The organism is Clostridium sp. LXY-7 (assembly GCF_056172015.1).
Genome location: NZ_JBLLJL010000007.1, coordinates 170,433 through 185,050, shown reverse-complemented (window position 1 = coordinate 185,050; position 14,618 = coordinate 170,433). Strand labels below are relative to the sequence as shown.

Annotated in this window: 14 protein-coding genes and 1 rRNA gene; 7 read left to right on the top strand and 8 right to left on the bottom strand. The window is 29.9% G+C overall.

Features of this window, described 5'->3' with window-relative positions; genetic code table 11:
- A 16S ribosomal RNA gene (locus ACI48Q_RS19710) occupies nt 1-193 on the bottom strand; the annotation flags it as partial.
- A 426-nt stretch (nt 194-619) separates the two neighbouring features.
- Here ACI48Q_RS19710 and ACI48Q_RS19705 point away from each other — a divergent pair.
- Entirely contained in the window at nt 620-1,417 is a 798-nt protein-coding gene (locus ACI48Q_RS19705) for a M55 family metallopeptidase (protein WP_474920825.1), read from the top strand.
- Between the two features lie 46 nt (nt 1,418-1,463).
- Here the strand turns inward: ACI48Q_RS19705 and gyrA are convergent, their stop codons facing one another.
- The 7 genes from gyrA to dnaA all read right to left on the bottom strand — a co-directional run bounded on the left by gyrA (nt 1,464) and on the right by dnaA (nt 10,424).
- Complete coding sequence (gene gyrA, locus ACI48Q_RS19700; RefSeq protein WP_474920824.1) at nt 1,464-3,998, bottom strand: DNA gyrase subunit A; 2,535 nt, start codon at nt 3,996-3,998, stop codon at nt 1,464-1,466.
- A 26-nt stretch (nt 3,999-4,024) separates the two neighbouring features.
- A complete protein-coding gene (gene gyrB, locus ACI48Q_RS19695; RefSeq protein ID WP_474920823.1) occupies nt 4,025-5,932 on the bottom strand; it encodes a DNA topoisomerase (ATP-hydrolyzing) subunit B in 1,908 nt (635 codons plus the stop codon).
- Nucleotides 5,933-5,952: 20 nt separating this feature from the next.
- Nucleotides 5,953-6,216 carry an extracellular matrix regulator RemB gene (gene remB, locus ACI48Q_RS19690; RefSeq protein WP_474920822.1) on the bottom strand — a complete coding sequence of 88 codons (264 nt, stop codon included), beginning with the start codon at nt 6,214-6,216 and terminating at the stop codon, nt 5,953-5,955.
- Nucleotides 6,217-6,236: 20 nt separating this feature from the next.
- On the bottom strand, nt 6,237-7,331 hold the full coding sequence (gene recF / locus ACI48Q_RS19685) for a DNA replication/repair protein RecF (protein ID WP_474920821.1): 1,095 nt from the start codon (nt 7,329-7,331) through the stop codon (nt 6,237-6,239).
- A 149-nt stretch (nt 7,332-7,480) separates the two neighbouring features.
- Nucleotides 7,481-7,693, bottom strand: coding sequence for a S4 domain-containing protein YaaA (yaaA, locus tag ACI48Q_RS19680; protein ID WP_474920820.1), 213 nt, complete (start codon nt 7,691-7,693; stop codon nt 7,481-7,483).
- A 12-nt stretch (nt 7,694-7,705) separates the two neighbouring features.
- On the bottom strand, nt 7,706-8,812 hold the full coding sequence (gene dnaN, locus ACI48Q_RS19675) for a DNA polymerase III subunit beta (protein WP_474920819.1): 1,107 nt from the start codon (nt 8,810-8,812) through the stop codon (nt 7,706-7,708).
- Between the two features lie 262 nt (nt 8,813-9,074).
- Entirely contained in the window at nt 9,075-10,424 is a 1,350-nt protein-coding gene (dnaA, locus tag ACI48Q_RS19670) for a chromosomal replication initiator protein DnaA (RefSeq protein ID WP_474920818.1), read from the bottom strand.
- A 542-nt stretch (nt 10,425-10,966) separates the two neighbouring features.
- Between dnaA and rpmH the strand changes: the two genes are divergently transcribed.
- From rpmH to mnmE, 6 genes are all read left to right on the top strand, one after another.
- Entirely contained in the window at nt 10,967-11,101 is a 135-nt protein-coding gene (gene rpmH / locus ACI48Q_RS19665; protein ID WP_010298336.1) for a 50S ribosomal protein L34, read from the top strand.
- Nucleotides 11,102-11,155: 54 nt separating this feature from the next.
- Nucleotides 11,156-11,515 carry a ribonuclease P protein component gene (rnpA, locus tag ACI48Q_RS19660; protein ID WP_474920817.1) on the top strand — a complete coding sequence of 120 codons (360 nt, stop codon included), beginning with the start codon at nt 11,156-11,158 and terminating at the stop codon, nt 11,513-11,515.
- A complete protein-coding gene (gene yidD, locus ACI48Q_RS19655) occupies nt 11,484-11,696 on the top strand; it encodes a membrane protein insertion efficiency factor YidD (RefSeq protein WP_474920816.1) in 213 nt (70 codons plus the stop codon). Before rnpA ends, yidD begins: the two co-directional genes overlap by 32 nt.
- Nucleotides 11,697-11,717: 21 nt before the next feature.
- Complete coding sequence (gene yidC / locus ACI48Q_RS19650; RefSeq protein ID WP_474920815.1) at nt 11,718-12,428, top strand: membrane protein insertase YidC; 711 nt, start codon at nt 11,718-11,720, stop codon at nt 12,426-12,428.
- Nucleotides 12,429-12,466: 38 nt separating this feature from the next.
- Nucleotides 12,467-13,093 carry an RNA-binding cell elongation regulator Jag/EloR gene (gene jag / locus ACI48Q_RS19645; protein ID WP_474920814.1) on the top strand — a complete coding sequence of 209 codons (627 nt, stop codon included), beginning with the start codon at nt 12,467-12,469 and terminating at the stop codon, nt 13,091-13,093.
- Between the two features lie 143 nt (nt 13,094-13,236).
- Nucleotides 13,237-14,613, top strand: coding sequence for a tRNA uridine-5-carboxymethylaminomethyl(34) synthesis GTPase MnmE (gene mnmE / locus ACI48Q_RS19640; RefSeq protein WP_474920813.1), 1,377 nt, complete (start codon nt 13,237-13,239; stop codon nt 14,611-14,613).
- Nucleotides 14,614-14,618: the final 5 nt, after the last annotated feature.

Below are 14,618 nucleotides of genomic sequence, written 5' to 3'. Positions count from 1 at the left end.
TACCATGCAGCAGAAATATGTTATGCGGTATTAATCTCCCTTTCGGGAGGCTATCCCCCTCTATGAGGCAGGTTACCCACGTGTTACTCACCCGTCCGCCGCTAATTCACCCCGAAGGGTTTCATCGCTCGACTTGCATGTGTTAGGCACGCCGCCAGCGTTCGTCCTGAGCCAGGATCAAACTCTCAATTCAAAAGTTTGAAGCTGTTAAGCTCTCTTTGTCTCGCTGACATTAGTTAATGTCATTTTGATAGATTTCTCTATCGGAATTAACTGGTTTTACCTTCTTCTCTGTTTAATTTTCAAAGACCATTTCTTCATCACTTACTAGTGACGACTCTTATAATGTTACCAGACATTTCATTCTTTGTCAACAACCTTTTTTAACTTTTTTTAATAAGTATTTATGTTGTTAACTTCACTGGTCTGTTGCAGCGACAAGGAATATGTTATCATATATTATAATGTATACATGGTTTTAAAATCTTATTTTTTTATATGAGTTTCTTATTTGTACATTTTTCTCCTTTTTTCTTGCATTTACTTATATTGATACACTAGGATAAGTTTTATATTTAATTTAATTAAATATATATATAAATAATAAGGGGGTATTTTAATGAAAGTATTTATTAGCGCTGACATTGAAGGAGTTACTGGTATATGTAATTGGGATGAAACAGAAAAAAACAAGCCTGATTATGAATATTTCAGTAAGCAAATGACAAAAGAAGTATGTGCCGCTTGTGAAGGTGCAATTAAAGCTGGGGCCACAGAAATATTAATAAAGGATGCTCATGATAGTGGAAGAAATTTAATTCTAAACGAATTACCTACTTGCTGCAAAATTGTACGTGGTTGGTCTGGACATCCATTCTCCATGATATATGGACTAGATGAATCTTTCGATGCTGTAATGTTTATAGGATATCATTCACCAGCATATAGCAATGGAAATCCTCTAGCACATACTATGAATGGAAATTTAAATGAAGTTTTTATAAATGGAATAAGGACTTCTGAATTTTTATTCCATTCTTTTGCTGCTCAAAGTATTGGTGTTCCATCTGTATTTATAAGTGGTGATGTAGATTTAACTAATCATGCCAAAACTATAAATCCTAATATTAAAGTTTTAGGAGTTAATGAGGGTAAAGGAAATTCAGTTACTAGTATGCATCCTGATGTGGCTACTGAACTTATTAGTAAGAATGTAGAACAAGCTTTAACTGATGATTTATGTAATTATAACATATCACTACCTGATAAGTTTGAACTTAAAGTTAGATACAATGATCATAAAGATGCATATAAAGCTTCTTTTTATCCTGGTGCAATACAATTAGATGAAAAAACTATTTGTATTAACTTAGAAAATTATTTCGATTTATTAAGAGCTGCATCTTTTATATTTTAATGTTAAAAAATAAGAAGAGGCCATTTATTTGGCTTCTTCTTATTTTTTAGATTTCTTCTTTTTCAATTATATTATTTTCTAGAGATTCATTATTATCTTCAACTACATTATTTTCATCTATCTCATTACTCTCTACAAGTTCCTTCTCTTCATTATCTTGACCTTCTATATAATTTATCTTAGCAACAGCTGCTATATTTACATCTCCTCCTGTTTTCATCAATGTAACTCCCATTGCATTTCTGCTTTGGGTTGATATTTCACTGACATTAATTCTTATAAATATACCATCACTATTTATAAGCATTATTTCATCCATATCTTTAACAACTCTAGCACTTACAACTTTTCCGGTCTTTTCAGTTATCTTATAGGTTTTTATACCTTTTCCACCTCTTCTTTGAAGTGTATACTCAGATATTGCAGTTCTTTTACCAAAACCTTTTTCACTTATAACTAATAACTCTTCATTTTCTTTAGCTATTATCATAGAAACAGCTATATCATCCCCTCTTAAGGTGATAGCTTTTACTCCAGTAGCAGTTCTACCCATATCTCTTACATCTTTTTCATTAAATCTTATTGAATATCCACCTTTAGTAACAAATAAGATCTCATCATTACCTTTAGTTATTCTAACTCCTACTATTTCATCATTTTCTCTAAGATTTATGGCATTTAAACCATTTTTCCTTATATTTCCAAACTTATCTAGTGAAGTTTTCTTAATTATACCTTGCTTAGTTCCCATTACAAGGTAATTATCTCTATCAAATGTTTTTATAGTCATAACTGCCTGTATGTTTTCATTTGCATCTAGTGGTAATATATTTACTATATTAGTTCCTTTAGCTGTTCTACCTGCCTCTGGAATCTCATAAGCCTTTAATTTATATGCCTTACCCCTATTAGTAAAGAATATTATATTGTTTAGAGTTGGAGTTATTAATACATGTTCAACAAAGTCATTTTCTTTAGTTGTAACTCCTTGAACTCCTCTTCCGCCTCTTTTTTGTGCATTATAAGTATCTGCTGGTAATCTCTTTATATAACCTGCATGAGTTAATGTTATTACTACATCCTCATTGTCTATCAAATCCTCATCTTCAAAGTTATAAGGATTTTTCTCAATTGCAGTTCTTCTTTCATCACCATACTTATCTCTTATCTCTATTAGCTCATCTTTTATTATTCCAAGAAGAATACTTTCATTATTTAAAATTGACTCTAAATATTCTATAGTCTTTAATAATTCATTATACTCTTCCTCTAGCTTTTCTCTTTCTAAGCCTGTTAATCTTTGTAATCTCATATCTAATATCGCTTGTGATTGTTTTTCAGAAAGATTGAAGTTATTCATTAACCCTTCTTTCGCTTCTTGAGCTGTCTTAGAACTTCTAATTAAATTTATAACTTGATCTATATAATCAAGAGCGATTCTAAGGCCTTCAACGATATGAGCTCTTGCATTAGCTTTATCTAAATCAAATATAGTTCTTCTTGTTACTACATCCTTTTGATGTGCTATATAATATTCTAAAATTTGCTTTAGATTTAAAACCTTTGGCTCATTATCTACTAGTGCTAACATTATGACTCCAAAGGTATCTTGCATCTTAGTATGTTTATATAATCTATTTAACACTACATTTGCATTAGCATCCCTCTTAAGTTCTATAACAATTCTCATACCTTCTCTATCAGATTCATCTCTAAGATCAGATATACCTTCAATTTTCTTATCTTTTACTAACTCTGCTATAGCCTCTATTAGATTTGCCTTGTTAACCTGGTATGGTATCTCAGTTACAATAATTCTATTTCTCCCATTATGTTCTTCAATCTCAGCTTTAGATCTAACAAGAATTTTTCCTCTACCTGTTTCATAGGCACTTCTTATACCACTTTTTCCTAATATTATACCTGCTGTTGGAAAGTCAGGTCCCTTGATTTTTGTCATCAAGTCACTTACAGTAGCCTCACTATTATCTATAAGCATTATTGTACCATCTATAACTTCCACTAAATTGTGAGGTGGTATATTAGTTGCCATACCTACGGCTATTCCTGAAGACCCATTTATTAAAAGATTAGGAAATCTAGATGGTAGAACTACTGGCTCACTTTCCTCACCATCAAAGTTAGGTATAAAATTTACAGTATTTTTATTAATATCACGAAGCATTTGAGTTGTAATTTTACTCATCTTTGACTCCGTATACCTCATTGCTGCCGCACCATCTCCATCCACAGAACCAAAGTTTCCATGACCATCAACTAATATATATCTTATAGAAAAGTCTTGAGCCATCCTTACTAGTGCATCATAAACAGAAGTATCACCGTGTGGGTGATATTTACCCAAAACATCTCCAACTATTCTTGCACATTTTCTATAGCCTTTTTCAGGAGTTATACCTAGTTCATGCATAGAATATAGTATTCTTCTATGAACTGGTTTTAATCCATCTCTTACATCAGGTAATGCCCTACCTACAATTACGCTCATGGCATAATCTATATAAGATTTTTTCATTTCATTTTTTATATCAATAGGAATTATTTTTTCTTTACTATCCATTTGTAACACCTCTCTTTACTATAATCTTAAATATCTAAGTTGCTAACCTTCTTAGCATTTTCTTGTATAAATTCTCTACGAGGTTCAACTTTATCACCCATTAGAATAGTAAATATCTCATCTGCAGCCATTGCATCATCTACAGTTACTTGAAGCAATGTCCTAGTTTCTGGATTCATAGTGGTATCCCAAAGTTGCGTTGCATTCATCTCCCCAAGACCTTTGTATCTTTGGATATCTACACTACTATCTTTTCCTCCTAAGTTTTGAAGTTCTCTTTCTAATTCTGGATCACTATAAGTATATATTTCCTGTTTTCCTTTTTTAATTTTATACAATGGTGGCTGTGCAATAAATACATGACCTTTCTCAACTAACTCTCTCATATATCTATAGAATAGAGTTAACAATAATGTTCTTATGTGAGCACCATCAACGTCGGCATCAGTCATTAAAATAATTTTTCCATATCTAAGTTTAGTTGTATCAAATTCATCACCTATACCTGCTCCAAATGCAGTTATCATTGATCTTATAGATTCAGAAGCAAGCATTTTATCTAATCTTTGCTTTTCTATATTCATTATTTTTCCTCTTAGAGGAAGTATAGCTTGGAATTTTCTATCTCTTCCTTGTTTTGCTGAGCCTCCTGCAGAATCTCCCTCAACTATATATATTTCACATTCCTCTGGATTTTTTGAAGAGCAATCTGCTAATTTCCCTGGTAATGATGTGCTTTCTAAAACTGATTTTCTTCTTGTTAGTTCTCTAGCTTTTTTAGCTGCTTCTCTTGCTCTAGCAGCATTTAAACTTTTTTCTATAATATTCTTTCCAATTGATGGGTTTTCTTCCAAAAATGAGCTTACAGTCTCTCCTAAAACAGTTTCAACTATTCCTCTAACTTCACTATTGCCAAGTTTAGTCTTTGTTTGACCTTCAAATTGTGGATCTGTTAATTTAACAGAAACAACCGCAGTTAAACCTTCTCTAACATCTTCACCACTAAGATTTTTATCATTATCTTTTAAAAATCCAAACTTTTTACCATAATCATTTAAAACTCTTGTTAGTGCTGTTTTAAATCCAACTAAATGTGTCCCACCTTCTATGGTATCTATGTTGTTTGCAAAGGAAAATAAGTTTTCATTGTAGGTATCATTGTATTGGAAAGCAATTTCTACAGAAGTAGTATTTTTTTCTCCCTCTATATAAACTGGTTCATTGTGAATTTTTCCTTTATTTCTATTTAGATATTCAACAAATGATTTTATTCCGCCTTCATAATGAAAATCATTGTGCTTATCAAATCTTTCATCTGTTAATAGTATTCTAATTCCCTTATTTAGAAATGCTAATTCTCTTAGTCTACTACTTAATGTATCATAATCAAATTCTATTGTATCAAATATCTCAGGGTCAGGTCTAAAATGAGTAGTAGTTCCATGCTCATCTGAGTCACCTATCTTTTCAAAAGGTGTAACAACCTTCCCCCTTGAAAAACCTTGACTCCAAATATGACCCTCTCTTTTTATAGTAACTTCACATTTTTCTGACAGTGCATTAACTACAGAGGCACCAACTCCGTGTAGTCCACCAGATACTTTGTATCCTCCACCACCAAATTTTCCTCCTGCATGAAGCACAGTCATTATAACTTCTACTGTCGGTAAGTTCATTTTAGGGTGTATGCCTACTGGCATACCTCTTCCATCATCTTTTACGGTTATAGAATTATTTTCATGTATAGTTACTTCTATGTTGCTACAAACACCTGTCATAGCCTCATCTATACTATTATCAACTATTTCATAAACTAGATGGTGAAGTCCTCTAGCGCTCGTACTTCCTATATACATACCAGGTCTTTTTCTAACAGCCTCAAGACCTTCTAAAACTTGTATTTGATTATCATCATAATTTTGATTATTGGTCATAGTTATCCTCCTAACTTAAACTAAAACTCACAATATGAAATATTAGTTCTTTTACTTAATGTGGTTGATGATATTGGAGAAAGATAAATTTTACTTTTTTTATCAACCTCTGCAATGATAAAAGATTTAGGCTTATCCTTGGTAATTCTTTCAACGAATCCATCCTCTTCAGCCATTCTTAGAAACTGACTTGTATCCGAACTATACATAGTGGATTCTATATCAAAGATACCTATAACATCTTTTACAGGCACTACTATATTTTCTCCTAAATGTAGAAACATGTTCTTCCTCCTCTTTATAATTATCTTATTTGTTCAACTAAACCCTTATTTACTCTAAAAACATTTATATTATCACTAGTTAAGTATTTTTCTATATCTATTATTCCTGTACAAGTAATCAGTGTCTGAATATTTTTGATTGAGTTCAATATATATTGTTGCCTCTTTGTGTCAAGTTCAGACAGTACATCATCAAGTAGTAATAACGGATACTCTCCTGTCAGGTTCTTTATTATATTTAGGGATGCAAATTTTATTGTTAATACTGAAGTTCTCTGCTGACCTTGAGATCCGAAAGTTTTTACATCCATTTCGTTTATAGTTATTAGAAAATCGTCTCTATGAGGTCCTACGGATGTAATTCTTTTTTCTAAATCTTTATTCCTATTATTTATTAATAGATTATATAAATCTAGTTTTATATTTTCTTTTGATTTTAATTGCATAAGATAACTAAATTTAATATTTTCCACTCCACTAGTTATCTCATTATGAATTTTTTCTCCAAACTCATTAAGTTTATCTATATATTTTAGTCTTTCTTGAACAATATAGCTACCATATTCAGAAAGATTGATGTCATATATATCTAACATTGTTGTGTCGCCATTAAACTTCCTTAGCACTGTATTTCTTTCATTAAGAACTTTTTTATACATAGTTAATGCATAGTAATATTTTTTATTTAATTTACATAGCTCTATATCTAAAAATCTTCTTCTATAAGCTGGAGAGTCCTTTACTATGTTTAAGTCTTCTGGTGAAAACATAACTACATTTAAAATTCCAATTAAGTCTTGAAGTTTTAATATTTTTACAGAATTCACACTGAAAGCTTTTTTACCATCTTTTAAAAATTTTATTTCTATTCTTTTATCCAATCTTTCTCGCACTATATAAGTACTTAAGTAACATTCGTTTTTGTCCATCATAATAAGCTCTCTATCTTTATTAGTTCTATGGGACTTTCCAATACTAGTATAATAAAGAGCCTCTAAAATATTTGTCTTTCCTTGTGCATTATCTCCCTGAAACACATTTGTTCCATTACACAATTCAATCTTTAATCTTTCATAGTTTCTAAAATTTATTAAGTTTAAATATTTAACATACATAAAAACACCCATATAAATTATATCATAAATATATATTTACAGTATAAGTATAATCTAAAAATATACTTTTGTTTAGTTTACTTTTATAATTTAAATCATAAAAGTAAATGAGGATTTTCTAAAAATTAGAGGCTGAATCAACTCAGCCTCTAATTTCTTTTTACTATATAGGTTTCTCCTTGAAACTCAACTTTATCCCCAGTATATAATTTCTTTCCACGTCGTGTTTCAATTTCACCATTAACTTCTACTTCACCATTTTGAATAAAAAGTTTAGCATATGATCCTAATGAAGCAGCTCCACAAAATTTTAAAAATGAATCAAGTTTTATAAATTCGCTGTTTATTTGTACCTCTATCATATTTACCACATCCTAATTATTGTTTACAACTCTTACAGGCAGTAATAGATACGTACAATTATCTATTTCTGAGTTTTTAATAACACAAGGTGTAACTGGAGATGTAAATTCCATAGTAATTTCATCTTCCTCCATAATTTTAAATACATCAATCAAATACTTAGAATTAAATGCAATTTTTAAACTATCTCCTTGCATATTAACTTGCATTTCTTCCCTTGCTTTTCCCAATTGAGAATTGGAGTTTATTACTAAAACATCATCTTGTATGTCTAATTTTACTAAATTGGTGTTTCCATCTTTAGCCATTAATGATGCTCTTTCAATACATCCTAAAATTTCATCTCTTTTAGCAGTAATTTTAAGATTATATTCTTTAGGTATTATAGAATCATATTTAATAAAGTCGCCTTCTAATAATCTAGATATAACCTTTGTATTACCTAAATTGAATAGTATATGATTTTGAGTAAATGTTATTTGTACTTCATCGTCACTATCTTTTAAAATTTTAGATATTTCATTTAGGGTTTTTCCTGGTATTACAGCTTGTTTTTTATTGGTTTCTTGAATTTGTTCACTTCTAAAAGCTACTCTAAATCCATCTAATGCAACCATATTTAGGCTATTATCCTTTATTTCTAATAATACCCCAGTTAAAATTGGTCTAGTATCATCTTGAGCAATTGCAAATATTGTAGATTTTATCATAGTTTTGAGAGTTTTTTGAGATACTGATAATATAATATCTTCTTCTATGCTAGGTAAACTAGGATATTCATCTGATTTCATATGTATTAGTTGAACATTTGATTTTTGACATTTAATCTCTATTTCATTATCTGATGTTGTTGTTATTCGGATATTGTCATTAGGCAATTTTCTAATTATATCTCCAAATAATCTAGAGTCTAGAACTATTGATCCTTCTTCTATGATATCAGTATATATTTTCTTTTCTATACTAACCTCAATATCAGATCCAATTAAAGTTAATACCCCTTCTTTAGCCTCAATATAAATACCTTGAAGTACAGGCATTGTTGATTTTCCTGTAATTGCCTTTTGAACATCGGATATAGCATCTTGGATTAAATTTTTCTCTATTATAAATTGCATTTAAATACCTCCGTTTATACACAAAAAAAATTGGTTAGAATAGGTTAGATAATAATAAATTATTTAGTAGTAATAGTAGTAGGGGCTGTGGGTTTGTGGATAAGTGTATCAAGCCCACAATAGTTCACGAAAGTGATGTAAAAATAAATGTGGATAAAATTAAAATAACCATTTGAATTTATCCACAGTATTAATAGAATAATGTTATTAGATTTTCTATCCACAATAAACTTTCAAAAAAATATAAACAACTGTTAATTAATTAAGTTTGATTTATTTTTTTTGATAATTCAGCAACAATTGCTTGTAGATTTTCATCCTTTTTTAGATTTTCTGATATTTTTTCATAAGCATGAATTACAGTAGTATGATCCCTTCCACCAAATTCTTCTCCGATTTTAGGAAGAGAAGTGTCAGTTAATTTTCTAGAAAGATACATAGCTATTTGCCTAGGAAATGCTACATTTCTAGTTCTTCTGGAAGATTTAAAATCTTCTATTTTTAGATTGTAATAACTAGAAACGATATCTTGTATAAGTTCTATAGTTACTTGACGAGAGTTTCTATTCGAAATTATGTCTTTTAGGGCTTCAGTAGCTAAGTCTACACTAATTTCCTTATTTGTAAGAGATGAATATGCAACAATTCGAATTAAGGCTCCCTCCAACTCTCTAATGTTAGATTTAATTTGAGTTGCCACATACACCATAACTTCATTAGGAATATTCAGTTTTTCTACATCAGCCTTTTTCTTTAATATAGCTATTCTAGTTTCAAAATCAGGAGCCTGAATATCTGCAATTAAGCCCCATTCAAATCTAGAACGCAATCTATCTTCTAATGTTGGAATTTCTTTAGGTGGTCTATCACTAGATAAAATTATTTGCTTATTTGCATCATGCAATGCATTAAATGTATGGAAAAACTCTTCTTGGGTACGCTCTTTACCTGCAATAAATTGAATATCATCTATTAAAAGGACATCTACATTTCTATATTTATTTCTAAATTCTACATTTTTATCATCTTTTATGGAATTTATTAATTCGTTAGTAAATTTTTCAGATGAAACATAAACAACTTTAGAGTTTGAATTCATCTGTTGTATGTAGTGACCAATAGCATGCATTAGGTGTGTCTTTCCAAGCCCAACCCCTCCATATATAAATAGAGGATTGTATGCTTTAGCAGGAGATTCTGCAACTGCAAGTGATGCAGCATGAGCAAATCTATTACTGTTACCTATAACGAAGGAGTCAAAAGTATATTTTGGATTTAAAGTAGTAGATAGTTCGTCATTAACTACTAAGGAATTCCGTTTTGGCTTTTGAGTTTTAGGTGAAGCTAAATCAGTGGCTTCTTCAGAAAATATAATAAAATCTATATCATAGCCTTTATTGCACACTGCTTGAATAGAATTTTTTATAAGGTCTTTGTACCTATTTTCTAAAATATCTCGGGTAAACTCATTGCGAACTCCAAGGGTTATAGTTGAGTCCGTGGATTTAATAGGATCAATGCTTTTAATCCAAGTATTAAAACTTACTTCTGTAAGTTCAGCCTTTAAAGTAAGTAAAGTTTTTTCCCAAATATCATTCACGTGGATGCTCATTTCCTATCCTCCCGATAAAATAAATAATAAAAGTAATTAACAACATTATCAACATAAAATAATCATATTTAGATTTATTTACAAATGTTATTAATTTTATTCACATGTTAATAACTTTGATAACAACAAAGCTTAACCTATATGTTATTAACATATAAGTTAAGTAAATTATCAACATAACTAATAATGTATAAGTACTGATTTTTTAGAAGATAATACGCTAATGAAATAGCGTAATAAACAAAAAATCAAAAGTTATACACAGGGTTATCAACAGATTGTGTATAACTTTAAAAAGAAAAACTTATTCACAATTCTTATTTCATAATATCAAAATATTAAAAGGTATTCAATAAGTTATCCACAAAAAAATATATTGTGTAGTTTTTTATCAACAAATGTACATATATAATGAAGTTTTTTTTGTCATAATAGTTATCTTGACATTAATAAATGATAACTATATAATCTAATAGTAAAATGTAAAATAGTAATAATATAATTGCTATAAATAACTACAGATTAGAAAGGGGTGTAGAGATATGTTCATGACATACCAACCTAAAAAAAGACAAAGAAAAAAAGAACATGGATTTAGAAAGAGAATGAAAACTAAATCTGGTAGAAATGTTTTAAAGAGAAGAAGACTAAAAGGTAGAAAAAGATTGACAGCATAAGGGCCGCTAATGTGGCCTTTTTCTGCAACTTAAGAAAGTAGGCAACAGGGAATTATGAAAGAAGATAGATTAAGAAAAAATGCTGAATTCAGATTAGTATATAAAAGAGGAAAGTCTTTTTCTAACTCCTTGTTAGTTATATATATCTTTAGAAATAACAAGGGTATAAATAGAGTAGGAATATCTGTTAGTAAAAAAGTAGGAAAAAGTGTAATTAGAAGCAGAGTTAAAAGATTGATTAGTGAAAGTTTTAGATTAAACAAAGATGTACTGAAAAATGGGTATGACTTAGTGTTTGTTGCTAGAAGCGCGGCTAAAGATAAGGACTATAAGGAAATAGAGAGTTCTGTAAAATACTTATTTAAGAAATCAGGGATAATCAATGTTGAAAAAAATATTACTAATAGTAATTAAATTTTATAGAAATTATATATCTCCATTAAAACCACCTTGCTGTATATATGAACCAACCTGCTCAGTGTATGCTATGCAGGCTATAGAAAAATATGGCGCTATAAAGGGTGGCTTTAAAGCTATAAAGAGAATTTTAAGGTGTCATCCATATCATAAGGGTGGATATGATCCCGTTGATTAACATAAATTAGGAGGGTTAAGTTTGAGAAATTTCTTAACAGATATATTTGTTCAGTTATTTAATGGTATTCATGGCTTAGTTGAAGCTGTGATAACTAATCCAGATTGGTCGTATGGTGTAGCAATTATACTATTTACTATAGTTGCAAAAGTATGTTTATTACCACTTAGTATTAAGCAAACAAAATCAACTACTAAGATGAGTGCTATTCAACCAGAAGTTCAGAAATTACAAGAAAAATATAAAAAAGATCCTCAAAGAGCACAGCAGGAAATGATGAAGCTATATAAGGAGAACGATGTAAGTCCAATGAGTGGATGTTTACCAATGCTAATACAATTTCCAATAATGATTGCATTGTTCTATGTATTTAGTAAGATAGATTATCATGGTGCAGGATTTTTATGGTTACCTGACTTAACACAAAAAGATCCATTGTATATATTACCAATAGTGTCAGGTTTGACAACATATTTTTCTACTAAGAGCATGCAACCAGGTGGAGATAGTGAAGCGGCTAAGAAAACAGCTACAATGAATATAGGTATGTCTATATTCTTTGGATTTATGTCTCTAAAGTTTGCTGGAGCGCTAGTATTATATTGGACAATTAGTAACTTAATTCAAATGACTCAGACAAGGTTACTAGCTAAAACTATGAAAGTAAATGTTCCTAATGCATCAAAAAATACTAAAAATGAAAAGAATACAAAAAATGCAAAACGAGCATAAATAACCTATTGCAATATTAGAAAGGCGGTGCATACAGTATGAAAACTATAGAAATGATGGGAAAAACTACTGATGAAGCTATAAAAAATGCACTAACAGAATTAAAGGTAACGCAGGATAAGGTTAATATTGAGATTATAGAAGAAGGAAGTAAAGGATTTTTAAATATAATAGGGGTTAAGCCTGCTAGGGTTAAGGTTACTTTAAAAAGAAATCAAGCAAATGAAGCCAAGGACTTTTTACTTAATGTGTTAAATGCTATGAATGTGAAGGCTGAAATTAAAGTGACTGAAGAAAATAATGAGATTAAGATTAACTTGGTAGGACCTAATATGGGAGTATTGATAGGATATAGAGGAGAAACATTGGACTCACTTCAATACCTTGTTAGCCTAGTTGTAAATAAGAATCATGAAGAGGAGTATAAGAGAGTCATCTTAGATACCGTAAATTACAGACAAAATAGACAAGAAACTTTAAAAAAATTAGCAGGAAAAATGGCTAGTAAGGTTAAAGTAAGTGGGAAAACTTTAAAACTTGAACCTATGAATCCATATGAGAGAAGAGTTATACACGCAACACTTCAGAATGACCCGAATATTATTACACATAGTGAGGGCGATGAACCTTTTAGAAGAGTTGTTATAGAACTAAAGAAAGCCTAAGAGGGCTTTCTTTTTTATATATATTTAGATTTTAATGATACAATATATATGTTTAAGGTTAAAATACTATACATAGTGTAAATTTTTATAATAACATAAAATTACTTTAAGGAATTTAGTTCCTTTAAAAAGGAGGAAAATATATGAAGGACTTTGATACTATTGCTGCCATATCAACAAGCATAGGTGAAGGTGGAATAGCAATTATAAGAGTATCAGGAGATAAAGCTTTAAATATAGTGGATAAGATTTTTAAAGCTAAAAATGGAAAATCTATAAGTGATATGAAAGCTTATACAATGAGATATGGTAATATAATAGATCAAGATGGCAATCACGTAGATGAAGTTATAGTTTCTTTTATGAAAGGTCCTAGAAGCTTTACTGCAGAAGATACTGTTGAAATAAATTGTCATGGTGGAGTTATAGCAACTAATAAGGTTTTAGAGATAGTTGTTAAACAAGGAGCTAGGGTTGCAGAACCAGGAGAATTTACCAAAAGAGCTTTTTTGAATGGAAGAATAGATTTATCTCAGGCTGAAGCAGTAATAGATATAATAAATGCAAAGACTGAGCTAAGTATGAAGTCTGCACTGATTCAGAGTGAAGGTGGAATATCTAAGGAAATAAGAGGTTTAAGAGAAGAATTAATAGCTACTATTGCTCATATTGAGGCTACTGTTGACTACCCAGAGGATGATTTAGAGGAAGTAACTTCAGAAATGGCTATTGGAAAACTAGAAGATATAAAGGCAAAGATAAATAACTTGATAGAAACTTCCGAGGAAGGTAAAATTTTAAGAGAAGGTTTAAGTACTGTAATCGTAGGTAAACCTAATGTTGGAAAGTCATCTTTATTAAATACTTTAACAAGAGAAAATAGAGCCATAGTTACTGATGTACCTGGAACTACCAGAGATGTTATAGAAGAATATATAAGTATATCTGGAATGCCAGTAAAGATAATAGATACTGCAGGAATAAGAGAAACAGAGGATATAGTTGAAAAAATTGGAGTGGAGAAATCGAAAGAAAAAATTAAAGATGCTGATTTGGTTGTATTACTACTAGATAGTAGTAAAGAATTAGACAGTGAAGACAGAGAAATTATTGACTATATAAAGGATAGAAAATATATAGTATTATTAAATAAAAGTGATCTAAGTCCGAGGGTTACAAAGGAAGATTTGATAGATTTAAATTGCGAAAATATATTTAATATATCAGCAAAGACTGGTGAAGGAATTAATGAAGTAAAAAAAGCAATAAAGAACTTATTTTTTAAAGGTGAAATTACAACAAATAATGTAATAATTACAAATACTAGGCATAAGGAAGCATTATTTAGAGCATATGATAGTATTGTTAGTGCTATAGATACGTTAAATAATGTGTTTGCTATAGATTTAGCGTCTATAGATATTAGAAATGCATGGACTTATTTAGGAGAAATAACAGGAGATTCTCTTGAAGAAAATATAATAGATAAAATATTTAAAGATTTTTGTTTAGGTAAGTAGGTGAT

Excerpts from the sequence above, each read along its gene's own strand:
- gyrA (WP_474920824.1), bottom strand. The coding sequence starts at position 3,998 with ATGGATAGTAAAGAAAAAATAATTCCTATTGATATAAAAAATGAAATG.
- recF (WP_474920821.1), bottom strand. The coding sequence starts at position 7,331 with ATGTATGTTAAATATTTAAACTTAATAAATTTTAGAAACTATGAAAGA.
- remB (WP_474920822.1), bottom strand. The coding sequence starts at position 6,216 with ATGTTTCTACATTTAGGAGAAAATATAGTAGTGCCTGTAAAAGATGTT.
- dnaA (WP_474920818.1), bottom strand. The coding sequence starts at position 10,424 with ATGAGCATCCACGTGAATGATATTTGGGAAAAAACTTTACTTACTTTA.
- rpmH (WP_010298336.1), top strand. The coding sequence starts at position 10,967 with ATGTTCATGACATACCAACCTAAAAAAAGACAAAGAAAAAAAGAACAT.
- yaaA (WP_474920820.1), bottom strand. The coding sequence starts at position 7,693 with ATGATAGAGGTACAAATAAACAGCGAATTTATAAAACTTGATTCATTT.
- jag (WP_474920814.1), top strand. The coding sequence starts at position 12,467 with ATGAAAACTATAGAAATGATGGGAAAAACTACTGATGAAGCTATAAAA.
- ACI48Q_RS19705 (WP_474920825.1), top strand. The coding sequence starts at position 620 with ATGAAAGTATTTATTAGCGCTGACATTGAAGGAGTTACTGGTATATGT.
- yidD (WP_474920816.1), top strand. The coding sequence starts at position 11,484 with ATGTTGAAAAAAATATTACTAATAGTAATTAAATTTTATAGAAATTAT.
- rnpA (WP_474920817.1), top strand. The coding sequence starts at position 11,156 with ATGAAAGAAGATAGATTAAGAAAAAATGCTGAATTCAGATTAGTATAT.
- gyrB (WP_474920823.1), bottom strand. The coding sequence starts at position 5,932 with ATGACCAATAATCAAAATTATGATGATAATCAAATACAAGTTTTAGAA.
- dnaN (WP_474920819.1), bottom strand. The coding sequence starts at position 8,812 with ATGCAATTTATAATAGAGAAAAATTTAATCCAAGATGCTATATCCGAT.
- mnmE (WP_474920813.1), top strand. The coding sequence starts at position 13,237 with ATGAAGGACTTTGATACTATTGCTGCCATATCAACAAGCATAGGTGAA.